The organism is Geodermatophilus sp. URMC 65 (assembly GCF_053502545.1).
The window spans coordinates 5,648,324-5,675,024 of record NZ_CP199954.1 but is presented as its reverse complement, the minus strand read 5'-3'; the positions used below and the strand labels follow the sequence as shown (position 1 = coordinate 5,675,024).

Genomic DNA, 26,701 nt, shown 5'->3' with positions numbered 1-26,701 from the left:
GTCGAGGTCGTCAGGTCTGGGCCGATGCCGTTCGGCGTCCAGCGGCTGCTGCGGGCGGGCCCCTCCCTGTCCCCGGACCGACGGTCCGGGGACAGGGGAAGCGGGAGTGCCACCCGGTGTCGATAGGGCCTCGCGGGCCTGCCCGGCTCCGCCAGGAGGACGAGACCGTGGCCGCACCGCCGCGAGGTCAGGCGGAGCTCGTCCCGGCCGGTTCCTGGTCGGGCGGGCTCGCGCTGGACGCGGACCGGGCTCTCGGGGTCGTGGACCCGAGGACGACCGGCAGGGACTCGTAGCCACGCAGGATCACCGTGCCGCGGCGGCGCCCGGAGCCCGCGGGGGCGAGGTCGGGGAAACGCTCGAACAGCGCCTGGAGCGCGACCTCGCCCTCCATCCGCGCCAGCGCGGCGCCGAGGCAGAAGTGGATGCCGCTCGCGAAGGAGACGTGGTCGCGCGCATTGGGGCGCGCGACATCGAAGACGTGCGGATCGGGGAAGACCCGCGGGTCCCGGTTGGCCGCGGCGAGCAGGAGGATCAACCACTTACCCGCGGCGACGGGGACGCCGTGGACGGTGGTGGGCCGCCTGGCCCGGCGTCCGGTTCGCTGCACGGGAGGGTCGACGCGGAGCACCTCGTCGATCGCGTTCGGCCACAGTGACGGGTCCTCGGCGAGCAGCCGGCGCTGGTCGGGATGGGCGAACAGGAGGGCGGCGCCGTTGCCGACGAGGTTGACGGTGGTCTCGAACCCGGCGCCGACGACCAGTGCGGCCGTGGCCCGCAGCTCGGTCTCGGTGAGGCCGCCACCGTCGTCGTCGACCGCGGTGACCAGGCTGGAGAGCAGGTCCGCGCCCGGGTCCCGGCGCAGCTGCTGCAGGTGCTCGCGCCACCAGGCGTCGACTTCGGCGAGGGTGCGCTCGACGTCGCGGTGGGTGGCCCAGTCCAGGCCGAGGTCCAGGACGGGCGCGGCGCGGTCGCCCCAGGCGAGGAACTGCTCGCGCATCGCCACCGGGACGCCGAGCATCTCGGAGATGACCGTGACCGGCAGCAGGCTGGCGTAGCGGGCGACCAGGTCCACCTGCCCGTCGTGTGCTGTGGCCTCGCGCTCGAGACCGTCGAGGAGCTCGTCGGCGATCTGACGGGTGCGCTCGCGCAGCCCGGCGACGGCCCGGGCGCTGAACGCCCGGCTGACCAGCCGGCGGTAGCGGGTGTGCTCGGGCGGGTCGACGGCGACCATCGACGGCGGGTCGATGGGGCTCACACCCGGCCGGGCGCCGGCCAGCCGCCACGCCGGCGGCAGCCGGTCGGTCCGGAACGCTCCGATCCGCCCGAAGTCCTCGCTGCGCAGGACGTCGGTGCACACGTCGTGGTGGACGCTGACCCGTGCCAGGGCCCCGTCGGCGAAGGGGGCCGCCGTCCGCAGTCGTTCGTAGTGCGCGTACGGGTCCGCGCGGAGGGTCGGGTCGGTCATGACCTGGGCGTCCGGGTTGCCCGCGCGGGCGCGTGCCCGGATTGCCATCCGCATCGCTCCGTGGGTGGCGGCCCAGCGGACCGCACTGCGCACCAGTTCGTCCATCGCCCTCACCCGTCCCTCCGTGGCCGGGCCCGGTCCACCGCCGGCGTGCCTCATCCTCGGGGACGCAGCCCACCGGTTCCAGGGCCGCCCACCCCGATCAGGCGGTCACCGCGGTGACGAGTGAATCGGCCGCGCGGGGGCACCGAGCCGTGCCGGACCGCGGACGTGCGCAACCGGAAGGAAACGCCCCGGGGCCGGTCCCTGCACGCCTCGGGGCCGGTCCCTGCACGCCTCGGGCGTGCAACCGCCAGCAGCACGCGCACCGTCTCCCGGCACGTCCACCCCGGCATAGGCCACCAGGCGGCCGACCGCTTCGCGGCGCTGCTCGAGGGCTGATTCGGCGCGGAGTATCACGCGGGTATCACGAGGGCTTCAGAGGCCCTACAGCAAGACACCCCGGGCTCCTGACCCGTAGGAACACCGGGGTGAGGCTGTGTCCGAGGGCGACTCGCTACACCCGCACACGCTTGCGACACGGCAGCACGCTCGGTGCCACCCAGGAACCGGACGCCACGAGGGACTCGCGGCGAGAGGGCTGGTGGCGGGGGAAACGTCGGGGGATCCGAGCAGCAACCCGGCCGGGAGGCCGCCGATTCACCTGGCGACATCGGCTCAGGAGCGTGCGGTCAGCGGCCACATGACCGGCCATGTCTTCGTCTGTCTATGTTCAAATGCGCTCGATCGCAGCCGAGCAGAGGAACCAGGATGGACTCCTACGACGACGAGCGGCGGGCCAACCAGGTCGCCTGGGCCGCGGTCAAGCACACCCACGAGAAGGTCGGCGACCACTGGGAGCCGAAGGACCATAAGGGTCCAGCGACGCGCAGGCCGAGGGCGGACGGGACACCAACCGCGAGACCAAGGGCGGCGTCGACGCCAACGCCACCAAGGAACACCTGATGGACGTCGCCTAGCGGCTCGACATCAGCGGCCGGTCGAAGATGAGCAAGGACGAGCTGGTCGACGCCATCCAGAAGGCCAACGACAAGGCGACCGCGCAGGCGCGGAAGAGCTAGTCACCACCTCCTCGGGACGGGTGGCGCGAGGTCGGCCCTACTTGATGGGCCGACCCGCGTCATCCCGTGCCCGCGGGGTCGCGTCCTGCACCAGGCCGACCGTGCCCAGGAACGCGACCACCGCCGCTGCCGCCCACAGGAACGGGGAGACGTCCCTGTCGCTGTGCCACGCCGAGACGACGAGGGCTGCCGCCCTGCCAGGAGCGCCACGCCGAGCACGACCCCGATGGCGTCACGGCGCTTCCTGTCCTCGTCCTCGATGATGTGCGCGACCTCCTCGTCTTTTGCCCGTCGGCACGCCGCCGCTCACCGCGCGGTCGTAGAGGGGCACCCTGGCTATCCTAAGGTCAGCCGCCCATTCCTCCCACTTTGCCTCCGTCTCGCGCCGCACAGCGGCTGCCGCACAGCCGCGGCAGTTACCAGTCAAGTCAGGCCATGGGCGGTGGGCCTGTTTCGGGCGCGGCGGATCACGATGCTGAGCGCGGCGGTACTCTGATTGAATGCGGTATGAAATCGTGGTAGTTGGAGCGGGGCCGGCCGGAAGCACCGCGGCGCGTGAAGCTGCTGCGGGCGGAGCTCGAGTTCTCTTGCTAGACCGCTCAGTGTTTCCGCGCGACAAGCCGTGCGGTGGCGGTGTCACTATGGCCGCGGCAGACTTGCTGCCATTCTCGCTCAGCGATATTGTCGAACGAACTGTCTCTAATCTGTCTCTAGATCTGCCGTCAGGCAATCGACTCAACTTTCGTTTCGGAGAGCCAATTATTTTGATGACGCAGCGCATCAGGTTCGACCAGTTGTTGATAGACGCAGCAATTGCCAACGGCGTGGAGTTTCGTGACGGAGTCCAGGTCCTGGGTATTGAAATGGATTCGCGCGGAGTCCGCGTCCGCACGAGGGGTGGAAACATTCATTGTGAGATAGTGGTAGGCGCAGATGGTGCTAATGGTGTAACGGCGCGGTCTGCTGCGGTGGAAGTTCGAATGGAGCGTGCTCTAGCGCTGGAGGGAAGTGTTCGAGACAATGGGGTGAACAGGTCGGACTGGTGTGACACTGCCGGTGTCATCCTTGGCGATGTGCCCGGCGGATATGGATGGCTCTTCCCAAAGGCTGACCACTTCAACATTGGAGTGGGATCTTGGCGGTACCTCGCAGCAACGCTTCGCGCGCATCTCGCGGCCACCGTCCGTCATTATGGCGCCAGCGTTCCGCCGCCATTTCAGATCCGTGGTCATCACTTGCCAATATATGTTCGTGGATCGCGACTGTCGCGCGGGCGCTGCATTTTAGCTGGCGACGCCGCCGGATTAGTGAGCCCATTGACCGGCGAAGGCATTTGGCCCGCGATCCTGAGCGGCCGGATTGCCGCCTCCGCCGCGATCGCCGCGTTGAGCCGCGACATCGAGGACCTAGCGCAGCTGTATGATTACGAGGTCAAGTCAAGGCTTGAGGCTCGCATGCTTCGCTATTCTGCTGGCTCTGATGCATTGCACCTCGGCTTGGGTCTGTTCCTCCGGACATCACAGTACTCGTCATTTCCTTCAAAGCTGCTCGGACGCGTAATTGGAGATGAGGTGTACGCCAAGAAGCTGACACGCCCGGCGGCGCCAGTTGGTGGCGCGCTCCGATTCGCATCATGGCTTGCTCAAAACACAGCGCTTGGGAGGGTTGCGGGCCACCCAGGAGCTCACGCGTTGAAGTCTGGTACCTACTTTGACAGGAAGTAGTAGTTGCATCGGGGGCTCTGGCCTAGCTGTACTGCTCGGACAGGTTGGTCAATCGGGTGATGGGCGGGCGGTTGCCGATCGCGGTGTGGGGCCGGTGATGGTTGTACTCGTGCAGCCAGGCCGGCAGGGCCTTTCGGCGGGCTGACTCACTGAGGAACATGCGGGCGAAGGCCCAACCGTCGGCCATGGTGCGGTGGAAGCGTTCGATCTTGCCGAAGCTCCTATGGCCGTCAAGTCGTCCGCGGTAGGGCGGCTGGTGTGGTGAGCAGCTGGTAGATCTCTCGGGCGATGTGTCGCTTGAGGCCGCGGATGATCTCCTTCGTCGTCTTGCCGTCCGCCTGTCGTTTGGCCACGTAGGCACGCGTGCGCGGATCCCAGGCCATTCGGGTGACGGCGAGGATGTAGAGGGCGTAGTTGGCCTGGCGGTCGCCGCCGCGGTTGAGCCGGTGGCGGCTGGGCTTGCCGGAAGAGGCCGGCAACGGGGCCACGCCACAGAGGTGAGCGAAGGCCGACTCGCTCCGCATCCGCTCGGGCTGGTCACCAACGGCCACCAGCAGCGCCGCACAGGTCAGCGGACCCAGTCCCTTGACCGCCAGCAGCTGGGGCGCGGCCTGCTGCACGAGGCGGCTCAGCTGCGCGTCGAGGTCGCGGATCTCCTCGGTCAGCTGCTGATGCCGCCGGGCGAGGCTGCGCAGCGCGTGCTTGACCACCAGCAGATGCGAGTCTGGGGTGGCGCCGGTGCGCCAGCGGCTGGCGATGCAGACGAGCTCGGCAAGGGTGCTCGTGCGCAGCTGCTCGCGCAGCTCCGCCGGCGCGGTCACCAGCACGGCGCGCAACTGGTTGGCCGCCTGCGAGCGGGCCTTCTGCGCGCTGCGCCGGTCCACCTGCAGCGAGCGGATCATCTCCACCACACCCTCGCCGGCCTTCGGCTGGGTGGTCACGGTGCCGGCGAGGACCGCGCGAGCGGCGGCTTCGGCGTCCAGCGGGTCGTTCTTGCCCTGCCGATGCCGGGCGCCGCGGTCGGGACGGTTGACCTCGACCAGGCGGTGGCCGTGCTCCCGCAGCTGGCGCACCAGGCCGGCGCCCCAGCTGTCGGTGCCCTCGATACCGAAGGCCTCGATGCGGCCGAACCTCCGTGCCCAGGCCTCCAGCTGCCGGTATCCGGCCGGACTGGTCGGGATCGTGGTGGTGCCCAGGCGCCGGCCGAGCTGATCCAGCGCCACGGCCACGTGAATGTCGCTATGGGTGTCGACGCCGACGGTGACGATCGGGTCGAGCGGTGCAACCGTGGATTCTGTCATCTGCTGCTCCTTCAGGCGGCGGTGATGCAGCGCCGGGTGAGGGCAGCGGACAGAACTGCGATGGGACCTCTGGCCAGGCTCCTATCAGGTCACCCCGCCCTCGCCCGGCGCTGGCGACAAGCGTGCTTCTCCGGACGGTCGACAGTTCGGCAACAAGGCACCCGCTGGGCCGGTTGGTCTAGGGTCAGGCCGCCCGGAGAAGCACGTCGCCACCCTCCCAGTTGGTCTGCGGCCGGTACGGCCGGGTGCGCTTGGGCTTGATGCCCAGCTCGACGCAGGTGGCCCGCCAGGCGCGGGAGCGGTAGGCCGAGCCGTTGTCGGACAGCACCCGCTGCACGGTGACGCCGCGCGCGGCGAAGCAGGCCACCGCCCGGCGCAGCACGCCGATGGCGGTGGCGGCGGTCTCGTCGTCGTGGATCTCGGCGTAGGCCACCCGACTGTGGTCATCGAGCACGGTGTGCAGGAACGCGGTGCCCACCTTTGGGTTGTAGTGGGCGTTGCGCGGCTTGCCCGGCGTGGCGGCGCGGTTCCTGTCGCCCTGGGCGCGGCCGTCATAGCGCCAGCCCCCGCCGTCAGGAATGTTGCCCAGTTTCTTGACGTCGACGTGCAGCAGCGCGCCGGGGGTGTCGTGCTCGTAACGGCGGGCGGGCTCGCCGGTGCGCCGGTCGACGTGGGAGAGCCGGTTGAGCCGGCAGCGCACCAGCACCGCGTGCACCGTGGAGGAGGCCAGGCCGAGCCGGTCGGCGATGGCCACCGGTCCCAGCCGCTGCTTCCACCGCAGATGCACGATCTTGCGCACGACCGGGGCCGGCGTGCGCCGCGGGCAGCGGTGCGGCCGGCTGGAGCGGTCGGCCATGCCGGCCTTGCCGGCCTGAACCGCCCCGGGTTTAGTGGAGGCTTGGTTCTGCCGGTTGGCCCTCGGTGAGGCCGGCGATCTGACGGTAGTAGTCGTCCTCGTACTCGACGGGCGGGATGTCGCCGCAGGCGCTGTGCAGCCGGCGGTGGTTGACCCAGTCGAGGTACTCCAGCGTCGCCACTTCGACGTCGTCGAGGCCGCGCCAGGGGCCGCGGCGGCGGATGAGCTCGGTCTTGTACAGGCCAATCAGGGACTCGGCGGCGGCGTTGTCGTAGGAGTCGCCCTTGCTGCCCACCGAGCGGAGGGCGCCGGCGGCGTCGAGGCGCTCGGTGTAGCGGATGGCGAGGTACTGCACGCCGCGGTCGGAGTAGTGCACCAGGCCGGTCACGTCGCGAGCGTCGCGGGCTCGGGTCCACAAGCCCTGCTCGAGGGCATCGAGGGCCAGGTCCGCGCGCAGGCTGGTCGACGCCCGCCAGCCGACGATCCGGCGGGAGAACACGTCCATGACGAAGGCGACGTAGACGAACCCCGACCAGGGTCGCCACGTAGGTCAGGTCGGCCACCCACAGCCGGTTCGGCGCCGGTGTGGTGAAGTCGCGGTCGACCAGGTCACCGGGGCGGGCGGCGACCTCGGCGGGCACGGTGGTGCGCTTGACCCTGCCGCGGACCGCGCCGGCCAGTCCCAGCTGGCGCATCAGCCGCTGCACGCGGCAGCGGGCGACCGGGATGCCTTCCCGGTTCAGCTGTCGCCAGACCTTGCGGACGCCGTAGACGCCGAGGTTGGCCTCGTGCACCCGGACGATCTCGCCCGTGAGCTGCTCGTCGCCGACGGCCCGCGTCGAGGGCGGCCGGGCGTGGGAGGCGTAGTAGGTGTTCGGGGCGATCTTCGCGCCGGCGGCGGTGAGGGCGCGGCAGATCGGCTCGACCCCGAACCGTTCCTTGTGCTGGTCGATGTAGGCGATCAGCGCCGATGTGGGCGGTCGAGCTCCGCCGCGAAGAAAGCCGACGCGCTCTTGAGGATCTCGTTCGCCCGCCGCAGCTCGCGGTTCTCCCGTTCCAGCTCGACCAGCCGAGCCCGCTCGTCGGTGGTCAGACCCGGCGCGTTCCCGGCGTCGATGCGCGCCTGCTGCACCCAGTTCCGCAGCGAGTCCGGCACGATCCCCAACTGCTCACCGACCCGCTTGCAGGCGGCGTTGACACTCAGCTTCTCCGCCCCGTCGACCGGGTCAAGCGCGAAGCGGATCGCCCGCTCCCGCAGCTCATCGGGGTACTTCCTCGGTGCCGCCATGACTTCCATCCTTCGGGGGTTGGAAGCCTCCATCAATCCCGGGGCGGTTCAGATGCTCCTGCCCTCCCTGCAGCCCGGGCAGGTGGTGGTGCTCGACAACCTCGGCGCGCACAAGCCCGACCGGATGCGTGCCCTGGTCGAGGCCGCCGGCTGTCGGCTGGGCTTCCTGCCCGTCTACTCGCCGGACTCCTCCCCGATCGAGGAGGCCTTCAGCAAGATCAAGACCCTGGGCAAGGCGGCCGCAGCGCGAACCCGGGCGGCTCTGGACGCCGCCATCGCCGCCGCCTTGGCCGCGGTCACCGCCGCTGACCTGCCGGCTGGTTCACCCACGCCGGATACTCCACTCCCTAAGCTTCCTGAGAAGCGCTGTCAGTCCCTGACCGGACGCGTCTTCGACGACCAGCGCGACACCACCGCGCTGCGCACCCACACCGAGGTCCTGCCGCTGGCTGGCCGAGTGGACCGACGAGGCCCACGCCGCCCTGGCCCGACGTGGGCTACGAAGGCGAGCGGGCAGCGCTGACACGCCGATCAAGAAGACCACCGACGCGCCGCTGACCGACAATCACCGCACCGTCAACCTGCTGCACGCGACCACCCGGGCCACGCCGAACGCGGCGACTTCCTGCCCAAAGCGACATTCAAGGTGCTGCGTCGGATCAGCCTCTGCCCCTGGCGCATCGGCGCCATCATTGCCGCCGTCCTTGTCCTCCTCCATCACGAGCACGGGCCGGATGACATGATCACCGACCTGGCCAGCCGTTACTGGGAATGGCTCAGTGGCTCGACCAGCTCCCGAGCTCGTCAATGATCAGCCGATGAGAAGACGGTGCGAATGTGGGTCTTCCGGCTCTGTCCTGTCCTGACGGTCCGCCGCAGGGTGCGGCGCATGTCCTTGTCGGCGTCTTCCCCGCCGCCCCGGGTGTCCAGCCCGCCGCCCTCGGATACCTCACGCCCCGGACATAGCAGACGCGGCGTGGACTGTCAGCAGCGCCCGAAACTCCCGCCGTTGATCATCTTCAGTGCACCAACGCGACCACCCGCAGACACCGAACCCGCAAGTCAGCACCTCGGCACGATCCAAATCACAAGACTTGGCAAAAGTCAGGCGCCAGACACGTCCGCGCTCCCGACTCGACCAGAAGCTCAGCCTCGTCTCAGTCGCCAGCGAGGAGACTGACAGTGCCCGCATGAAGTTAAAGAGCCGCCAACCCGGACGAGCAACCCCCGGGAACCATCGAACCAGCGCCGGACGCGATAGTCGAGTCCCTGTCGCGACCACAGCTAGAACGGTAAGGTTGGAAACGGCGATGAAGCTCACCATAGACTCCCCGACGCGCAACACGCGCAACTGGTGAACGATCAAGGTCAAATAGGGAGAATGATGCGGACCACCGTAACGAGTCGTCAGCCTGGGTCGCATTTGATAGGTGGCTTCTATGACCGCTAAACGTGTAGTTGTCATCGGCGGCGGAATGGCAGGAATCGCTGCAGCAAGGGCGCTCAAGGATCGCGGAATAGATCCTTTGCTCCTAGAGAAGGATGACCAGCTCGGCGGCAGAGTTCGAACGGTAACTATCGGACGAGATATTGCAGTCGACGTCGGGGCGGGGTTCATAACCGATCGCTACGAGTGCACACTGAACTTGATTCGTGAAACAGGCATGTTAGAGTCACTCACTCGATTGAAGCACGACTACGCAGTGGGTGGCCTCGAAGGGGGCAAGACTTTGTCGGTTTCGAAGTCTGCCGGACTCTTGCGCGTCGGGTCGTTGTTGCCCCTGTCGATGAAGACTCGACTCCTTCCCATTGGCCTTGACGTTATCCGAAACTGGCGTCTGCTCAGCTTACGGGAGATTCATGCGGCTGCCTCCTTGGACACGAGGTCGGTCAAAGAGGAATACGACGACTCGCGAGGCAGGCGCCTACTCGACAGGCTCATCTTACCAGTTCTGAATGGCTTCTTCTACTGGACTCCGGAGCAAACCTCAAACGCCATGCTCCTGATGCTGTGGCGTCTGGCCCTCGGAATGAGAGAATTCTACACCTTACAGGGAGGCCTTCAGAGATTGGCAACCGAGACGGGTAATAGATTATCATTTCGGACTGGCCATGAGGTGGTCTCCGTCCGAAGATCGGCCTCGTCCAGCGGATTTACTGTTCGGGCAAGGCGCGGCAATGATGAGGTTGAAATCCTGGCCGATGGTGTTGTTTGTGCAACACCCGCATGGAAGGCTCAAAACTTCGCCTCATGCTTGACTGATGCTGGCCGAGACTGTGTCGAAAACGTCAAATACTCGTCGACCGTCGTTGCAACATACCATTTGAATAGGGCCATCCCCGCGGTCGCTCACGGGACTGCGTTCGCGCAAATACTTACGAGCGAACTGGCATTTGCCACAACTCTGTCCAAGAGTGGTCGCAGCGACATTCCGACTGGACAGGACGTATTGTCGCTCTTTGCGTCCGGCACCTCGGGGCCGCAACTTTGCGACGCTAGCGACGAGGAAGTCGATCGAATCCTCAGCACGGCCGCCATCAGAGCGGACTCAGCGTTCTCCACGTCTATAAACCGACTTTCATATCGAGTCGACCGATGGCGGTATGCGCTGCCGATCTTCGAAGTTGGACACTTGAGACGGTTGCATGCCCTTGCGGGCGTTAATGGAACGAACGGGTTCGCCTTAGCTGGGGATTATATCGGTGGTCCGTTTATTGAGGGAGCGGTAAGGAGTGGGGTAGAGGCCGCGGAAAAGCTCGCGAACTGGCTCGAGGCCGCCCCTGCGACTCGAACCTAACACGGTCCAGGGGAGTTGAAGGGACACATCTCCAGGTTCATCGACCCGAATGTTAAAGTTTCTTCCTTGAGGTCCTGGTCGGTGCTATCTGGCCTGCGGCGGACGGCTAACGCCGCGGCTTTGGTCCGGGGTATCGAGTGACACGCCTCAGATCGTCGGCTTACGTTGCTATTGGTTTCGAGATGTGTCCGCGGATCGCACAGACGCCCAACTCTGTCTTGCGTACTGTAAGGACGACAACGAACCGCAGCGTTATGCGGGGGCAGCGTTCACCTTTCTCAAGTTACACGTTTTGACCGCGCCCGGCGTTGGGAGCACCAGGCAATATGTCTCCTGGCGTCCCTGCTCGCGGTCAGCTCGCACCACTGAGATCGGTCTGCAGGTCAGCCGGTGACGGTTGCGCCGCAATAGTCGCCACGCCCGCACGATAAACCTGGCCGTCGCGGGCTCGGCCTTGGCCGCTCGCGGTTTGAATCTTGAGCCGAGTCTTCATGTGGCCATGCGGGCCTCGGCGCTGTAGTCGGCGACGTCGCGTTCGATCAACCGTAGGATGGGGCTTGGCGCAGGGGCGGGTGGGTCTTTGGCCGCCGCCAGGAGTCGCAGGGGCCGACGGTAGACCTTCGTGCAGGTAAAACACGACGCGTTGCCCGTGAAGCGCTGACCTGCGGCTCTCGGTGTCCGCGTGATGTCGGATGAATTGCACACTAACGATTTGTAGGGTCGGGAGTTCAGGAACGGTCCGAACTCGAGCCCCGTACTGGCGAGGAAGCTGGCCAGCAGGCCGGGGCGATACTGGATCCGTCTCAGGCGGGTCTTCACCAGCGCGGTCAGCTCGGCGATGGTGTGTCTGGTCAGGTTGGCCAGGGACCGCTTCAGGTGCGACCAGATCACCTCGACCGGGTTGAGCTCGTGGCCGTACGGCGGCAGCCGGTAGACGGTCAGCCACGGCCGGGCGGCGATCAGCTCGGCCATGGCCTTGCTGGTGTGGGTGCTCAGGTTGTTCCAGACCAGCACGATCGGCCCGCCCAGCTGCTGATGCGCGGCATCCAGCAGGGCGGCGTAGTCGCCCTCGGTGAACCCCTTGCGGGTGAACCCCTTGCGCCCGCCGCCGCGGCGACTGCGGTGGGTGCGATAGATCAGCCGCGGCCGGCGCCCGGGCTCGACCGCGACCAGTGCGGCCACCGACACCCGCGGGCTGATCACCGCGGTCACCCGCACCACCGGCGTGCACCCCGCCGGCCCCAGGTCCGTCCCTTCGGCGGCCTCAGCCCCTGACCGGACTCGTCCTCGAAGAGCAGCCAGGCGCCCAGGTCCGCCGCCGTCCTTTTATTGCCGGACAGGTCTCCTGCCGTCAGGCGGCGATCTGCTCCTCGTCGCGCTCGGCCGCCCGCCGGGCGGGCACCTGCACGCTCCATCCCAGCCGGTGCAGCAGCAGATCCCGCCCGGGCAGGGTGTAGTCCACGCCGAACCGCTCGCGCACCACCGCGGCGATGCGCGCCAGCGTCCAGCACTGATCCGTCCAGCCCCACGCCGCCGGGCCGGCCTCCAGCAGCACCTGCAGCTCCTCAAGCTGGGCGGGGCTGAGCCGGCAGCGGGCCCCACCGGGGCCCTTCGAGGCAGCGCCGGGCGACCGCCGGCGGCCAGCGCCCGGCGTCAGCGGTTGGCCGACATCCGGCTCACCCGGAAGCGTTCGGCCACCTCCCGGTCGGTGGCCCCTTCCTCGATCGACTCCGCGGCCGCCAGCCGCACCTGTTCCCGCCGGGCGCACTCCTCGGCGGGCAGCCCACCACCCTGGGCGTACCTCATGGCTATGGCATAGCGCGCGGCGCGGCGACTGTCAGCAGACTACGGAACACCCGCCATCAATGATCGTTAAGCTCGCGAACCCAGGCCTGGTGCAGCCCGCCGATGGCCTCGATGGCGAAGACCGGAGAGCGCCGCCCGGCGTGGTCGATAACCAGCCGCTGCAGCTGATCCAGGCCTGGCCGAAGGACCGGCAGTGACAACGGCGGCACCACCGGGCCGGCCTCGCCGGTGCTCAGCCACACCCGGTTGCTGACCTTGCCCGGATCGATCGCCACCACCAGCGTGGATGCCGGCAGCGCCTCATGCAGCAAGCCCACGACTACCTCCCGTCCTCTGCGGAAACGTCATCGGGACGCTCCCGCAGGGACGGACGGCTATCAGCTGTCACCCGTAGAGTTCGAAATCCAGAACAAGATCGTCGCAGTCTAACGATTCCAGTAACTCGACTCCACCGAACCGGGGCATCCCAAGGAGTCAAACCGAACTGGGGGCGGTCCCCACTCTAACTAAGTACTCCTAGCGCGCGCAGGTCGGTTGCAAGGTTGTTGGCCGAGGCGAGGGTGTCGGGATGGTCGTCACCGATGACACGGCGGCGCCGGGCCAGGGTGTCTTGGTCGAGTGCGCGGGCCTGCTGATACTCGCCTATCTCACGCAGGTGGGCCGCGAGCCTGCTGGCCGAGGTTAGGGTGTCGGGGTGGTCCACGCCCAGCACGCGGCGGAGGCGGGCTAGGGTGTTATCCTGGAGCTGGCGAGCCTGTTGGTGCTCGCCCAGAGAGCATAAGGCAAGGCCAAGGAGGCTAGCCGACTCCAGCGTGATGGGATGGTCCTCACCTAGGACTTGACGGCTGCGGGTAAATGTGTTTTCCAAAAGCTGGCGGGCCTGTTGGTGCTCGCCCAGAGAGCACATGGCAAGGCCAAGGAGGCTGGCTGAGCGAAGTGTGATGGGATGGCCCTCGCCGAGGACTCGACGGCTGCGGGTAATCGTGTCGCTCTGGAGCTGCTGCGCATACTGATAGTCACCCAGCGACCACATGACTGTGCCAAGGGATAAGCCCGCGATAAGGGTCTCAGCATGGTCCTCGCCGATGACTCGGCGTTCGTGGGTCAAGGCGTAGGTCACGAGCTGCCGGGCCTGTTGGTAGTCACCCAGCGACCAAGAGACCATGCCAAGAAGGGTGTTTGAGCGCAGTGTGATGGGGTGATGCTCGCCGAGGACATTTCGGCTGCGGGTCAGGGTGTCCTTCATAAGCTGCCGGACCTGTTGGTAGTCACCCAGCGACCAAAGGACGGTGCTGAGGAGGCTCGCCGAGCCGAGGGTGTCGGGGTGGTCCTCTCCTAGGATTCGGCGGCTGCGGGTGTAGGTTTCGTTATGGAGCTGTCGGGCCTGCTGATAGTCACCTAGGTACCACAGGACCAGGCCGAGTTGGGTGGCCGACGTGAGGGTGTCGGGGTGGTCCTCGCCCAAGATCCGGCGCCGTCGGCTCAGTACATCTTCCTGGAGGCTTCGGGCCTGCTCGAAGTCACCCAACGGGAACAGGTCGGAGGCGAGCTGGCTGGCGGAGGTGAGAGTGTCGGGGTGGTCCTCGCCCAAGACTTGGCGCCGCCGGGTCAGCGTGTCTTCGTCGAGCGCACCGGCCTGCCGGTACTCACCCAGCCCCCACAGGTTAAGTGCGAGGTTGCTGGCTGATGTGAGGGTGTCGGGGTGATCGTCACCAAATTTGTCGCGCCGGACAGCGTGGGCGCGTTCGTATACCGCCACAGCCGCCTGCGGCTCGCCCCGGACCAGCAGGTATGAGGCCGCGTGATCGAGCAGTCGGGTCGCCTCGGCCGGAACCGCGTCGAGGGCGTCCTCGTGGCCGGCCGCGGCTAGCACATGCGGCAGCAATCGCCTCCACAGCGGCCACCCGCCCGGATCGGTTCGCACATCGGCGGGCACGATCTGGTCAAGCAGCCTGACAACCGTCGCCGCCCACCCGGCCGCCGCTGTGACCTCTGATGCATCGCTGCGGGCGCGCAGCAGCGCGGCCGGGACCCGGTGCAGCTGGATGCCGTGCGGGGACACCGTGGCCATGCCCCTCCGGCGGAGGATCGCCGTGCAGCGCGCCAGCACCAGGGGGTCGGTCGCGATCGGCCGCAACCGCTCGGGGAGCGGGTCGGGATGGTCGGTGAACAGGCCCAACGGGACCGGCTCCGGGCCGCACCACGCCACCACCGTCAGCAGGTCCAGCGCGGTCGGAGCATCAGCGGCCAGGCGGTCGAACGCCACCGCCCAGGACGCCGCCACCGACTGCGGGTAGGTCCCCCCGGGGTCGTGGTCCAACACGTCCTGGGCGCGCTCGGCCAGCAGTCGCAGATACTTATCGGCGGCCATGCCGGTGTCGGCCAGTAGCGACCCGGCCTGCTCGATTGCCAGCGGCAGGTCCCCCACCGCGGCGGCCACCTGATCCGCATCGGCTTCGGTGAGTTCGGGGGCCAACCGGCGCAGCAGCGCGATTGACTCTCCCCGGGTAAACTCTGGCACCCCCACCCTGGCGGCGATCCCGCGCCACGCCGGATTGCGCGAGGTGATCAGCACCTGTCCGGGCCCCCCCGGCAGAAATCGGGACAGGGCACGGGGATCCTCGGCGTTGTCGAACACCATCAACCAGCGACCCCGCCCCGCCAGCTCACCCAACAGCCGCGCCACCCCTACGCCGGTCGGGTCAGTGACCCCGGTCAGCTCTAGGGCCAGCGCCAGTTCGGCCAGCCGCTCCGGAATCAACGCCGGATCCTCGGCCGGCACCCACCACGCGATGTCGAACTCCTCGTAGTGGCGGTGGGCGTACTCGATCGCCGCCGCGGTCTTACCGATCCCGCCCATCCCGGTCATCGCCTGCACCACCGTCGGCCCCCCCGACCGCAACGCCGCCTCCACCTCCGCCAACAGCCCGGCCCGCCCGGTGAACCCGCGCACCCGCGCCGGGATCGTCCACACCCGCCGCTTCACCGTGGTCGGTGCTGCCTCCCCGTGGGCCAACCGCGGCTCCGGTCGGGGAAGCGCGGTTAACGCCTGCAATAACGCGGTCTCCAGCTCCCCCGGGCTGCTCACCGTCGCGGTGGTCACCCCGCTACCGGCCAACCGATCCCGGAACGCGTACTGGCGAGCTCCGTACTCCAGATCCCCGAACATCGCCACTGGACCCTCGGTGTCCTCCCCGAGCAGAAACACCAGCCGCGGAATCCCCCGCTGCTCAGCGGTCGCGTGCTCCAACTCGGTATAGGACAGCTGCGGCCGATCGGGCACCGGCGACCCGTACCGGAACCCGGCGATCAACACAAACACATCCGCCGCCGCCACCGCTTCCCGGCACACCTGCGCCGGCTTCCCATCCCGCGCCGAGAAGTACGCCATATCCGTCACCGCGTCCCCGGCCCTGATCACCGCGTCCTGCGCCGCCGCGACAAACGACCGCCCCGTCGGGAACTGCCGCAACTCCGACGTGTGGGACAAGAACACACGCCGCGGCATCGGGCTCACCGGGCACTTCTGTGGTGGGCCCGCCGCCAGTGTCGCGCGTGACTCTGGCAGCTCGTCCCCGCGGCTTGAGATTGCGCCATAGTGCAGTTGAGACTCCTGCAGCCTCCGTGAGCCGCGAGAGGAAGATCAACTTTGACTGGCGTCACGTCGGCAAGCAGGGCGACGACTGCGTCCCCGCCCTGCTTGCCGTCCCGCCACCTACTCAACGCCTCACCAGCCTGCCGTATCGGAACTGGCTCGCCTCCTTGAGTGCAACTGATTCTACCGTAAGTGTCACTGAATCGCGCATACTGATAGCTCCCTCGTCGCTGCAGCGGCTCACTCCATACATCTAGCCTGATCAGGGCGGATCATAGAGCCGTGCCGTCCGCTCCACCTCCACCAACGCACGCCGAGTCAGTTGACTGACGTCGGCTCGCTGGTCGCGGCCCACTGAGGTTCTCTCACCCGGATTCGCCGATCGTTACGGATAGGCGAGGCATCGCTGCAGGTCAGGGCCATGTACCAGCCGAGGAGTGAGTGCCGCCTAGCTGACCCCGGGCCGAGGGGCCTCGACCACACCCTTCAACTGGGTACCAATTCCAGGCGAGAAACCATCACTGGTGCCAACGCGAGGTCTACCGTAGCGTTTGTGACGCCGCAATGAGAGGCTGGCGCCTATCGGTATCGGCGTATCCGCACGACGTCATCGGGAGAATGCGTGAGCAAGGAACTGACAAACGATGAATCGCAGCGCAAAGCTCCTACTGGCGGAGCTCACGATGTGCCTTTGCACGCGCGTAGACCGCGGCCGTGGTTGCTGTCGAGCAATAACCACTGGATCGTCCGCGACCATCGATGTTTTGTCCTTTCCGGTGGTCCCGATATTCGAAGGACCACAGTTTCGGCGGCCACACATCTCGGCGCCGGATCAATCCAGCAGACGATGGAATTCCCGGACTGTCAGTTACTCAGACTTGAACGGCTTAGTCGGATACTCGCACCATCCTCAGCTCATCGCCCGTCTCCAAATATCGCTGTTGAAATGCTTCCCGCAAGCGTCCTGAGTGCTCGCCCGCATCCCGCGCCACCCACCGAGACGGAGGCAAGGGGAAGCGCAGAGTCAACTCCGGGAAGCGCGACTGAATTCATTTTTGGTGTTGCTGTCCCAGTGCGGCGCAAACGCTCCTCGTGGATTGCCTTTAGCAGTGGTCGTCGAACGCCACAAAATCCAGTCACTCTATGGCGACGTCTTGGTCAGGGTCTTGGGCGATGCCGCCAGGGCCTGATTGACGAGGGCTTGGGGGACGCAGAAAATACCGCAACCCGCTTTACCGCCTCAGCGCAGATCAACGATTCTAGGTCGCCTGGTATCGTCAAAGCAACAGTCGCGCGGGGACGATTCCGGCCCACGCCAAAGTTGACCTAGCGGTGTTCGAGCACGCCGCAGGGACCCAGCGCTCCGCTCTTCTTAGGTTCGCCTTCGTAAGCACAGATGGCGTGGTCGCATCTCAGTGGCGTTTACCGTCGGCCAGGTCTCGTCGCGCGACTTCTGGTCACCTTCACGCCATTAATCCCCGAGTACACTTGGCCACGACTTCCACGACAGCGGACAAATAGATGCGCTCATCCGGATCTGACGGCACCGAGGCTTTTGGCGATAAGACGTTCGGGCGGAAGCTGTCGGCATGGATGACACTTCTCCGAGTTCGGTCCTGCGTGAGCGGGTCCCTTGCCCTCATCCTCGGCGCATGGTCACCGCAGAGCAACCTTCCACCGGGGAACCTCCTGATAGGAGCGGCGGCAACCTGGACAGCGATCGCACACGCGAACATCCTGAACGACATCATCGACCAGAAGATCGACGCCGTGGACCAATCATGGCGTCCCCTACCGAGCGGCACACTGTCCCAACGAGAAGCGGTTACCGGGTACGTAGTCTGCTGCCTGGCCTCGGTTGGCCTCGGGTTTGCCGCCGGCTCACCACTCGATATATGGTCAGCTGCGTGTATAGCCCTTTCTCCGTTGTACTCGATTTGCCTCAAGGGCACAGTGCTACTCGGCAATGCATTTATCGCGGTGATGGCCACGAGCCCTCTCGTTGTCGGAGCGTTGATGGCCGGTGGAGTCAGGTCCGATCTTATCCTTGAGACGATCGTTATTGCGATCGCAATGCTGAGCTTCGAGGTAAACAAGACCGCCCGAGATTTGCAGGGCGATGAAGCAGGCGGCCTGCGGACCGTGGCGACTTGCTTTGGCGCGAACGCTGCAATCAAGTTAGGCATGACACTCCTTGGCGCCGCGTCGCTGATAGCGGCGTCAATCTGCTTTGTGTCATTGACATGCCTGACGTTCAGTTCAATCTTTCTGGCCTTCGTCACTCTTCCAGTATTCGTAAGATACCGTGGCCTGATGTCGTCTAGCGTCGGGGGCACACGCCTCGATGCCCGCGAGGCAGAGATTCTTTTCCACACGATGCAGAAGACTTGGAAGTTTGTATTCGTTGCGCTGGTAGTGTCGTCGCTTCGAAGCTAGAGCCCTCCGCGTGACGTCGTCGTCATTGCAGGCTCAAGGAGCTGCAGTGAATCCATCCTCCAGCCCGAACGGGTCCTGGCATGACAGTCGATCGTCACCGCGCTCTTATGATCCCGAACCACGATCAGCGGCGGCCCACTACGCCGCCCTGCTGGATGCCGCGCATCAGCAGCTGGGCGGGCCGATCGTGCTGGTCTGGAACAACCTGAGCACCCACACCAGCAAGGCCATGGCCGAGCTGATCGCCGCCCGGCCGTGGCTGACCGTCTACCGGCTGCCGCCGTACGGCCACGAGCTCAACCCGGTCGAGGTGATCTGGTCGCACCTGAAGCGGTCCCTGGCCAACCTGACCAGACACACCATCGCCGAGCTGACCGCGCTGGTTGAAGACCCGCCTGAGACGGATCCAGTATCGCCCCGGCCTGCTGGCCAGCTTCCTCGCCAGTACGGGGCTGTAGTTCGGACCGATTCCGTAACACCCGCTCTTAACGATCGTTAATCAGCGGTTTCCTCGCTCGGTGCGGTTGTTCGCGCCCTCGGAGACCGCTGCCGCCCGCGCCCAGCCGGGCTCGCGGCGGTTCAAGACCGACGACCGTGACTGTGCCGCCTTGACCTATCTGGCCCGCCAGGGCCAGGGGCGCGTCGTCCCCGACGAGGTCCAGGACGCGCTGGCCGCGGCGGTGCGGCACCGCCGCGGCCTGATCGCCGAGCACAAGGTCGCCCAGCAGCGCCTGCACCACCAGCTGCAGGTGCTCTGCCCCGGCCTGGCCGCTCCGGACGGGCACGGCCGGGCGCTGCCGGTCGATAGCGTCATCGGCCAGGAGGTGCTCGACTGCGCCGCGCCTTCTCCGGCCGGCCACCCCGGGGCGCGCTTGCTGCGCGCTCGAGCCCGTGGCCGGATCCTCGACCGTGAGGCCCAGTTCTGGATCGACCGGTGGCGGGCCTGCCGGCCCCCGCCGACCGACGCCGCGGCCTGAGCCGCCCGGCTGGCTCGCAGTCTGGCCCGCTGGCGCGCGCTGAGTGCCGACATCGCCGCCGTGGACGGCGAGATCGCCGTCCTGATGGCCGGCAGCGACGGGCAGGTGTTGACCACGCTGCCTGGCGTGGGCGCCAGCCGCGCCGCGGCCTTTGCCGCCTTCAGCCTGCCCATCGACAGGTTCCCCAGCGCCGAGCACCTCTACTCGGCCACCGGCCTGGCCCCGGGCAGCTACCGGTCCGCCACCCTGCACCGGCGCAGCCCGATCTCCCGCCAGGGTCTGCCCGAACACCGCGACGCGCTGGTGAACCTGGCCTGGGGCCTCTCAGCACTGCGGCCCGTTCATCGACCGCCACCGCAAGCTACGCGCCCGGGGCCTGCGTCCCATCCCGGCGCACATCGCCCTGACCGCCACGCCTGCCGCCTGGCCTACACCCTGCTGAAGACCCAGCAACCCTTCGACGAACAGCGCTACCGTCGAGCCCGGCACCAGAGCGAGCGGTGACGGCTGTGACAGCTATGCATGACCTTCGACGAGGGACGCCGCGACGGCCTCCAGACCGACGAGGCCCTGCGGATCGCGCACGCACTGACCGACGCGGGCATCGACTTCTTCAGCGTGATCAAGGGGTTCATCGACACCGACGCCGAGCTGGCACAGGTGATCCCGCCGATGGGCACGCCGGCGGCGCCGCACCTCGCGTTCACCGGCTGGGTGAAGCAGCACGTCGCCGTCCCGGTGATGCACGCCGCCAAGATCGGCGACGTGGCGACTGCGCGGTACGCCGTCACCGAGGGCCTCGTGGACCTGGTCGGGATGACCCGGGCGCTGATCGCAGACCCCCATCTGCCGAACAAGGTCGCCGCCCGACAGGTGGACCGGATCCGCCCCTGTGTGGGCGCCAACATGTGCATCGACGGCATCTACAGCTCAGGTGCGGCCTACTGCGCCCACAACCCCTCGACCGGCCGGGAGCTGCGCCTCCCGCACACCGTCCGCAGGGCGGCCGAGCGGAAGCGGGTCGCCGTCGTCGGCGGTGGGCCCGCCGGACTGGAAGCCGCGAGGACGCTCGCCGAACGGGGTCACGAGGTCGTCCTCTTCGAGGCGAACCCCAGCCTGGGCGGCCAGATCGCCCTCGCGGCGAAGTCCCCCCGGCGACGTGACCTGATCGGGATCGTCGACTGGCGGATCGAGGAGTGCAAGCGGCTCGGTGTCCACCTGGAGCTCAACCACCTCGTGGAGCCGGACGAGCTCGCCGACGGGGGCTTCGACGTCATCGTGGTCGCGACCGGTGGTCTGCCCGACGTCGAGGTCGCCGAGGGCGGTCACCTCGCGATCGACTCCTGGGACGTCATGTCGGGAGCGGTCAAGCCCACCGGCGACGTGCTCGTCTACGACGACCACGGGGGGCACCAGGCGCTCGACGCCATCGAGGTCATCGCGCCCGCCGCGGCCTCGGTCGAACTGGTCACCCCGGAGCGGACCATCTCGCCCGACGTCGGTGCGCTCACGATGGCCGGCTACCTACAGATGCTCGCCGAGCACGACGTGACGATGACGCCTGCCCACCGCCTGGTCCGCGTCGAACGGTCCGACGGACGGCTCAAGGCGACGTTCGCCGTGGACGGTGCTCGCCGGGCGATCGAGCGGTACGCCGACACGATCGTGATCGAGCACGGCACGCTGCCCGTGACCGACCTCTACGACGCACTGGTGGACCTGTCGGTCAACGGCGGCGAGCTCGACACCCGGGAACTCCTGGCGCTGTCGCCCCAGTCGCCGACACACAACGAGGGCGGTCGGTTCCGCATCTACCGGGTGGGCGATGCGGTGAGCAGCCGCAACATCCACGCGGCCGTGCTCGACTCCTTCCGCCTGTGCAGCGCGATCTGACCCTTCCTGTCGCCCCACCCGTCGATGCAGGTCGGGGCCCGTCGGTGACCGCGGGCACGGGAGCGGGCGGGGGGTGAGGCGTGCACGCGTCACGGGTCGAGAGGACTCGTAGCTGCGAGCGGCACACAACCGATCGCCCAGGTCGAGACGCGGGACGGAGCAGCTCACATGTCGTTGCCCAGGACGATGGCCGCCGTCCTCCTCACCGGACACGGCGGGCTGGGGAAGCTCGAGTACCGGACGGACGTACCCGTCCCTCACCCCGGAGAGGGCGAGGTGCTGGATCCAGGTCGCCGCAGCCGGGATCAACAACACGGACGTGAACACGCGGATCGGGTGGTACTCGAGGGCCATCACCTCCGGGACCGGAGAAGGCGGAGCAGCGGGTCTCGGCGCCGTCGAGACCGTCGACGCCACGTGGTCGGGCACAGCCCTCGAGTTCCCGCGCATCCAGGGTGCGGATGTCTGCGGTCGCATCGTGGACGTGGGGGAGGGGGTCTCCCGGGACCGCATCGGCGAACGGGTCCTCGTCCGCACCATGCTCCGCACGCCGGTCGGCTACCGGCCGTTCGAGTGCTGGACCTTCGGCAGCGAGTGTGACGGTGGGTTCGCGCAGTTCACGGTGGCTCCCTCGCGGGAGACGTACGCCGTTCGCAGTGACTGGGGCGACGAAGAACTCGCTGCGCTGCCGTGCGCCTACTCCACCGCGGAGAACATGCTCCACCGGGCCGCGGTGGGGTCGGAGCGGGTGCTGGTGACCGGCGCCTCCGGGGGAGTGGGGCTCGCCGCGGTCCAGCTCGCCAAGCGCCGGGGCGCGACGGTCATCGCGGTCTGCTCGGCGTCGAAGGCCACCGATGTGCTGGCTCAGGGCGCGGATCGGACCGTCGAACGGGACGCGGACCTGGTCGACGCCCTCGGCAGGGCGACCGTCGATGTGGTGATCGACGTCGTCGGCGGCCCCCGCTGCGCCCAGCTGTTGGACCTCCTGCGGCCAGGCGGTCGGTACGCCATCTCGGGCGCCATCGGAGGGCCCATCGCGGAGATCGACCTGCGGACGCTGTACCTCAAGGACCTCTCGGTCTTCGGCTGCACGTTTCAGGAGGACGAGGTCTTCGAGAACCGGATCGAGTACGTCGAGCGCGGCGAAGTGCGACCGGTCGTCTCGCGCACGTACCCCCTGGCGGAGATCACTGCCGCGCAGGAGGCGTTCCTGACGAAGGAGCACATCGGAAAGCTGGTGCTTGTCCCACCCGGTCTGGCTGCTCGAGCACCCATCTCATGACAGCCCCGCGGTGCAGGCGGTCGGCGAGGATGTCGGCAAGGCTCTCGGTGACGGCGAGCTGCTCACGCCGCGCGGTGACCCGGGCGGTGGCGGCCGACATCCGCAGCCGGTCGAGCAGCGCTCCCGCTCGTGTCGCCGGCATCGAGATCAGCCACTGGCTGATCCGGCGTCGCGATCCGTCCCCAACGTGAGTTGCGTCAGCTTGAGGACGCGCCCGAGCGCGAGATACGAGTACAGCAACCGGTACAGCAACGCGGTCCGAACGACGATGTACCGGGCGGCACGACGGCGATCGCCCCAGCCGTCCAACCTGCGCAAGTCGTACGACCTCGCGTATCGGCGAGCCGCGGGCACGCAACTGTGGGACGAGCAGCGCATCAACCGGCGGCCGCGGGATGCTCCTGGCAACGGCCATCCCAGTGATGAGGGAGCGGTGGTCGATACCCCCTTCATCGCGGCCACGAGTTGCTGAGCGTCCCGTCCGCCCGCGGAGTTCGGCCGCACGAAGTCGGGCGCTGTTGCCGTCCGCGCGCCGTCGACGCGCGGACGGATCGGCGTTCGGTTCCGGTTGCCGTGAGGTCGTTGGAGTAGGCCCGGTGAGGAGCGAGCGTGCAGTGGACTGAGGACGCGCAGCCCCGTCGCCGGGCTGCGTGGACGGGAACGACCCAACGGTGGCTCGAGCGCAGCGCTCGACCGGAGCAGTGCACCACGCCGCGGGAGACGCTGTCCCCGGCGGGGCCGCCGGGGCCTCTGAGGGAGGACCTGATGGCGACGGAGTTGTACTTGGTGCGGCACGGCGAGGCCGTGGCGAATGTCGAGCCGGTCATCGGTGGTATGCGTGGCGACGCGGGCCTGACTGAGCGGGGACGGGACCAGGCCCGCTTGCTGCAGGAGCGGCTGCTGGAGCAGCGGATGCACGTCGATCGGCTGGTCTCCAGCACCCTCCCGCGGGCGCTGCAGACCGCCGAGTACGTCGCGCGGGCGCTGGGGCTGTCGGTGCTGCATGACGACGGGCTGCACGAGCTGCGTCCCGGGGAGGCCGACGGGCTGACCGTGGAGGAGTGGCGGGCCCGGTACCGCGGCGGTGAGGAGCCGGCGGGGCCGCGCGACCCGTACCGGGTGTTCTCTCCGGGCGGCGAGAGCTGGGCGACGTTCCTGGCCCGCGCGGGCGGCGCGCTGTCCCGTCTCGTCGCCCGGCATCGGGACCAGACGGTGGTCGCTGTGTGCCATGCCGGGATCGTGGAGGCGTCGTTCGCGCTGGCGTTCGGCTTGGGCGCGAGCGGGAACCGGGTGGACTGCGCGCCGCTGAACACCAGCCTCACCCACTGGCGGCACCGACCCTCTTCCGCCGGGGAGCCGGAGTGGACGCTGGTCTCGTTCAACGACGCCAGCCACCTGATGGGCAGCGCCCTGCTTGCCGCCCCGCCGCACGACGCCGTGCCCCTTCCCGGCGAGGACTCTGCCGCCGAAGCCTGAGGAGCGGCCGTCCGCCGCGCCCGGGAGCGAGGGCTCGGCGATGGCGCGTCGGGTCTCCACGCTCCACCCCAGGAACCGCCCGTCGGACCGGACGTGGATCCGGGTCGCCCAGGTGGTGAACCCGGCCTCGCCGCGGAAACCCGCAGGTGCTGGCCACGAGTCCGCTGGTGCTCGGTGCCCTAGAGTCCGCAAGCCCTGTCGAGTCCTGTCCGGCGTCCGGTGAGGTGACGATGCCCATCAGTCTCGAGGCGCTCGAGCCGGCACCGGCGGGCTTCGACGCCTGCGCCTCGTGCCCCTACCGGACTACGGGGACTCCGGCGATCTGCTTTGCGTGCACCATCGTCGGCAGCGCGGCATCTGACGGGCCGACCTGCGTCGTCTGCGGTCAGGTCTCCGATGACCGGGGCTCGTGCGCCAACACCGTGTGCGGCTTCGACGACCGCTACTTCTCCCGCCTGTACACGGTGTCGGGCAGGACGGACGAGATGTGGAACGCGGTCTACCGGTACAAGTACGGGGAGGAGCGCGACCTGGCCGAGGTCCTGGGGCGCATCCTCGTCGGCTTTCTCGAGGACAACCGCGACCAGCTGGCCGGCTACGACCTGATCACGACCGGCGCCATCTACGTCGGTCCGCGGGCGCACCGGCTGTGGGACTACCTGCACGTGATCGTCGAGGCAGCCCGGCGCGAGGGGCCTGGATGGCCCTTCGCGCCGGGCCTCATCGCCAAGTCCGGACCCACAGGACGGTTCCTCGGCATCGGCCCGGCGGAGCGCCGGAGGATCGCCGAAGGCGAGTTGCGGGCCGCGCTGTCGGTCCCCGAGCCCGAGCGGGTCGTGGGTCGGCGGGTACTGGTGTTCGACGACGTGTATTCGGAGGGTTTCTCCCTCCGGGAGATGGCACGAGTACTGCTCGAAGCCGGCGCAGCCGAGGTGGCCGGTCTGGTGCTCACCCGCCGCAAGGGCGGCTGAACCGGCCGGGATGGCTCATCCCGCGCGAGGTCGCTGTCGTGCTCGAGGAGACAGCGGACTCGGGGCATCGGTCACTGATCAGGCCTCGTCTGTCGGTGACGTGTCGCGCAGACGTGCACTGCGCCGATGAGTTCGGTCACCGGACTCGAGCACTGTGGCGATCAGGTCGACCAACACGGCCGAACGGGTTCGTACTCCTCGTGGACGGCGGGGCCGGAATGTCACCGACGAAGACGCCGAAGCCCAGGGTCGCGGCGAGCAGTACGAAGAACCCGAAGATCCCCGGACCTGACCTGGGGCACGGCCTCGAATCCACTGCGCACGTCTGGGGGGACGAGCGCTACTCGCAGCCACGGGGCGTGAGGTGTGTCCCTTCGATCCTCGTCCCACCTCCGGTGGGCTTTGTCCTGACGGAGTCGGGTGACCCACCCCCGGTTCGGTCGGGCGTCGTGGGAGTGGGCTCTGGGGGCGCCTGTCCCCGCTCGGACCCGTCAGCGGAGGCGACGGCGGTCGAGCGCAACAGACGCCGGCCGCAGCCGTCGCGCCGAGTCCCAACGCTGCCCTGCGGTTCAGCTGTGATGGCATCCCTGTTCCCTTCGGTCCAGGAGCCGGTGACGTCCCCGATCGTGGTGCAGCTCGTGTCCGCGGGGAGCTCCTGCGGTCGGGACCGTGACGCGATCAGGGTCGGCTGTGCCGCCTCTCCGGCTGACTCGGTGTGCTCGGCGAGGAGGGCCATGGAGCCCTCGGAGGAGTAGCGGCCGTCGGAGACCTGCCGGTCGTCGTGGCCTCGACCAGGACCGCTCCGACGCAGTGGTCCGCTGCGGGACATCACCCACGGTCGTGGGGGAAGGTCAGGGTGGGGTCGGCCTCAGCGCGGTGACTGCGGCCGGGAACACATCTCGCACCAGTCGGTAGGCGGCATCACCAGGGCAAGCGGTGAGGGACATGTCGCGATGTCCGGCGATCGTCGTGGTCGTCACCGTGGTACCGGCCGGCCACCGGTTGGACCCGCGGGACACGAAGGTCGTCGTGGCACCCGGCGCGGTGTCGATGGCGTAGGTGTCCGCAAGTGCTGCCAGCAGGGCCGTCATGGAGAGCTGAGCTGCCGGAGTCGGAGCCTCGACCTGGTGGTTGCCGATGAAGCAGCACAACTGGGCGAACCCCTGGCTGCCACCGGTCGCATCGGCCATCACCGGACCCGTCAAGCTGCCGGTGCGACCCTCCCACACCGTGCCATACCGATCGACGAAGAAGTTGTAGGCGACGTCCGGCCACCTCCTGTCCGGGCCGGTGTGGAACCAGTAGAAGCCGCGGAGCAGACCTGGCACATCGCCGGGGTCATACACGTTCGCGGAGGCAGTGTGGTGGACGAGCAGGAAGCGGGTGTCGCCCGGTCGCTCCTGTCGCAACGGACCTGTGGGAGTCAGGCGCCCAGCCCAGTCGGCTCGCGGACGCACGTCGACCCCCCGGAAGGGGGTTCGGGCCCGAGCCATCTCAGGCATCAGTGCGATGAGCGGGATCGCCAGAGCTGTCGCAGACAAGCCGGCGAGGAAGGTGCGTCGACTCAGAGCCTGCGACGGCGCCACCGTTGCATGCATCCCTGTCCCGCCTCTTCCTCTGCCATGAGGTGGGCCGACGACTGCGGCCTGTCGGTGTACCCACTCCTCCAGGCTCGAACCCGTGCGGAGTGACCGCGCGCCGCCGCTCGCCCG

The 26,701-nt window shown here is 68.0% G+C and carries 20 protein-coding genes, 4 pseudogenes and 1 other annotated feature; of the genes and pseudogenes, 13 read left to right on the top strand and 11 right to left on the bottom strand.

The annotated features are described in order from the left end of the window. Nucleotides 1–187 precede the first annotated feature (187 nt). Nucleotides 188–1,570: a cytochrome P450 gene (locus tag ACWIX7_RS27275; protein WP_448622199.1), complete on the bottom strand. Its 1,383-nt coding sequence runs from the start codon at nucleotides 1,568–1,570 to the stop codon at nucleotides 188–190. Nucleotides 1,571–2,233: 663 nt separating this feature from the next. Between ACWIX7_RS27275 and ACWIX7_RS27270 the strand changes: the two genes are divergently transcribed. Then, nucleotides 2,234–2,470: a ChaB family protein gene (locus ACWIX7_RS27270; RefSeq protein ID WP_448619521.1), complete on the top strand. Its 237-nt coding sequence runs from the start codon at nucleotides 2,234–2,236 to the stop codon at nucleotides 2,468–2,470. A 616-nt stretch (nucleotides 2,471–3,086) separates the two neighbouring features. Beyond that, complete coding sequence (locus ACWIX7_RS27265; protein WP_448619520.1) at nucleotides 3,087–4,310, top strand: geranylgeranyl reductase family protein; 1,224 nt, start codon at nucleotides 3,087–3,089, stop codon at nucleotides 4,308–4,310. A gap of 22 nt (nucleotides 4,311–4,332) precedes the next feature. Here the strand turns inward: ACWIX7_RS27265 and ACWIX7_RS27260 are convergent. From ACWIX7_RS27260 to ACWIX7_RS27245, 4 genes and pseudogenes are all read right to left on the bottom strand, one after another. After that, nucleotides 4,333–4,524, bottom strand: a pseudogene (locus tag ACWIX7_RS27260) (integrase core domain-containing protein); the annotation flags it as partial. A gap of 16 nt (nucleotides 4,525–4,540) precedes the next feature. Beyond that, nucleotides 4,541–5,611 carry an IS110 family transposase gene (locus ACWIX7_RS27255; protein ID WP_448619519.1) on the bottom strand — a complete coding sequence of 357 codons (1,071 nt, stop codon included), beginning with the start codon at nucleotides 5,609–5,611 and terminating at the stop codon, nucleotides 4,541–4,543. Between the two features lie 220 nt (nucleotides 5,612–5,831). Next, nucleotides 5,832–6,467: pseudogene (locus ACWIX7_RS27250) on the bottom strand (DDE-type integrase/transposase/recombinase); the annotation flags it as partial. 31 nt (nucleotides 6,468–6,498) lie between these two features. After that, a pseudogene (locus tag ACWIX7_RS27245) lies at nucleotides 6,499–7,755 on the bottom strand (IS3 family transposase). Continuing rightward, nucleotides 7,343–7,471, bottom strand: a sequence feature (AL1L pseudoknot). Its footprint overlaps the pseudogene before it by 129 nt. A gap of 52 nt (nucleotides 7,756–7,807) precedes the next feature. On the opposite strand from ACWIX7_RS27245, the gene ACWIX7_RS27240 reads away from it, so the two are divergent. From ACWIX7_RS27240 to ACWIX7_RS27230, 3 genes and pseudogenes are all read left to right on the top strand, one after another. After that, entirely contained in the window at nucleotides 7,808–8,278 is a 471-nt protein-coding gene (locus ACWIX7_RS27240) for a transposase (protein ID WP_448619518.1), read from the top strand. Between the two features lie 84 nt (nucleotides 8,279–8,362). Continuing rightward, nucleotides 8,363–8,473, top strand: a pseudogene (locus ACWIX7_RS27235) (IS5/IS1182 family transposase); the annotation flags it as partial. Between the two features lie 721 nt (nucleotides 8,474–9,194). After that, a complete protein-coding gene (locus ACWIX7_RS27230) occupies nucleotides 9,195–10,553 on the top strand; it encodes an FAD-dependent oxidoreductase (protein ID WP_448619517.1) in 1,359 nt (452 codons plus the stop codon). Between the two features lie 489 nt (nucleotides 10,554–11,042). On the opposite strand, the gene ACWIX7_RS27225 is transcribed toward ACWIX7_RS27230, so the two are convergent. The 5 genes from ACWIX7_RS27225 to fxsT form a co-directional block, all read right to left on the bottom strand. Continuing rightward, nucleotides 11,043–11,765 carry a transposase gene (locus ACWIX7_RS27225; protein WP_448619516.1) on the bottom strand — a complete coding sequence of 241 codons (723 nt, stop codon included), beginning with the start codon at nucleotides 11,763–11,765 and terminating at the stop codon, nucleotides 11,043–11,045. Nucleotides 11,766–11,904: 139 nt separating this feature from the next. Continuing rightward, nucleotides 11,905–12,108 (bottom strand): helix-turn-helix domain-containing protein, encoded by a 204-nt coding sequence (locus ACWIX7_RS27220; protein WP_448619515.1) that lies wholly within the window; start codon nucleotides 12,106–12,108, stop codon nucleotides 11,905–11,907. Between the two features lie 98 nt (nucleotides 12,109–12,206). Then, the gene (locus ACWIX7_RS27215; protein WP_448619514.1) at nucleotides 12,207–12,359 is read right to left on the bottom strand and encodes a hypothetical protein; all 153 of its coding nucleotides are present in this window, start codon (nucleotides 12,357–12,359) and stop codon (nucleotides 12,207–12,209) included. A 56-nt stretch (nucleotides 12,360–12,415) separates the two neighbouring features. Then, on the bottom strand, nucleotides 12,416–12,676 hold the full coding sequence (locus ACWIX7_RS27210; RefSeq protein WP_448619513.1) for a hypothetical protein: 261 nt from the start codon (nucleotides 12,674–12,676) through the stop codon (nucleotides 12,416–12,418). A 185-nt stretch (nucleotides 12,677–12,861) separates the two neighbouring features. Beyond that, nucleotides 12,862–15,867, bottom strand: coding sequence for an FxSxx-COOH system tetratricopeptide repeat protein (gene fxsT, locus ACWIX7_RS27205; RefSeq protein WP_448622198.1), 3,006 nt, complete (start codon nucleotides 15,865–15,867; stop codon nucleotides 12,862–12,864). 1,608 nt (nucleotides 15,868–17,475) lie between these two features. Here fxsT and ACWIX7_RS27200 point away from each other — a divergent pair. The 8 genes from ACWIX7_RS27200 to ACWIX7_RS27165 all read left to right on the top strand — a co-directional run bounded on the left by ACWIX7_RS27200 (nucleotide 17,476) and on the right by ACWIX7_RS27165 (nucleotide 24,989). After that, nucleotides 17,476–18,390, top strand: a complete 915-nt coding sequence (locus ACWIX7_RS27200) for a UbiA family prenyltransferase (RefSeq protein ID WP_448619512.1) — start codon at nucleotides 17,476–17,478, stop codon at nucleotides 18,388–18,390. Between the two features lie 46 nt (nucleotides 18,391–18,436). After that, on the top strand, nucleotides 18,437–18,889 hold the full coding sequence (locus ACWIX7_RS27195; protein WP_448619511.1) for a transposase: 453 nt from the start codon (nucleotides 18,437–18,439) through the stop codon (nucleotides 18,887–18,889). Nucleotides 18,890–18,908: 19 nt separating this feature from the next. Next, on the top strand, nucleotides 18,909–19,367 hold the full coding sequence (locus tag ACWIX7_RS27190) for a hypothetical protein (RefSeq protein WP_448619510.1): 459 nt from the start codon (nucleotides 18,909–18,911) through the stop codon (nucleotides 19,365–19,367). Between the two features lie 60 nt (nucleotides 19,368–19,427). Beyond that, the gene (locus ACWIX7_RS27185) at nucleotides 19,428–19,871 is read left to right on the top strand and encodes a transposase (protein ID WP_448619509.1); all 444 of its coding nucleotides are present in this window, start codon (nucleotides 19,428–19,430) and stop codon (nucleotides 19,869–19,871) included. Nucleotides 19,872–19,889: 18 nt separating this feature from the next. Next, on the top strand, nucleotides 19,890–21,260 hold the full coding sequence (locus ACWIX7_RS27180; protein ID WP_448619508.1) for an FAD-dependent oxidoreductase: 1,371 nt from the start codon (nucleotides 19,890–19,892) through the stop codon (nucleotides 21,258–21,260). 112 nt (nucleotides 21,261–21,372) lie between these two features. After that, a complete protein-coding gene (locus ACWIX7_RS27175) occupies nucleotides 21,373–22,542 on the top strand; it encodes a zinc-binding dehydrogenase (protein WP_448622197.1) in 1,170 nt (389 codons plus the stop codon). A 765-nt stretch (nucleotides 22,543–23,307) separates the two neighbouring features. Continuing rightward, complete coding sequence (locus ACWIX7_RS27170; RefSeq protein WP_448619507.1) at nucleotides 23,308–24,018, top strand: histidine phosphatase family protein; 711 nt, start codon at nucleotides 23,308–23,310, stop codon at nucleotides 24,016–24,018. 230 nt (nucleotides 24,019–24,248) lie between these two features. Next, nucleotides 24,249–24,989, top strand: a complete 741-nt coding sequence (locus ACWIX7_RS27165) for a ComF family protein (protein ID WP_448619506.1) — start codon at nucleotides 24,249–24,251, stop codon at nucleotides 24,987–24,989. Between the two features lie 851 nt (nucleotides 24,990–25,840). Here ACWIX7_RS27165 and ACWIX7_RS27160 read toward each other — a convergent pair. Next, entirely contained in the window at nucleotides 25,841–26,482 is a 642-nt protein-coding gene (locus ACWIX7_RS27160) for an N-acetylmuramoyl-L-alanine amidase (RefSeq protein WP_448622196.1), read from the bottom strand. Between the last annotated feature and the right edge of the window lie 219 nt (nucleotides 26,483–26,701).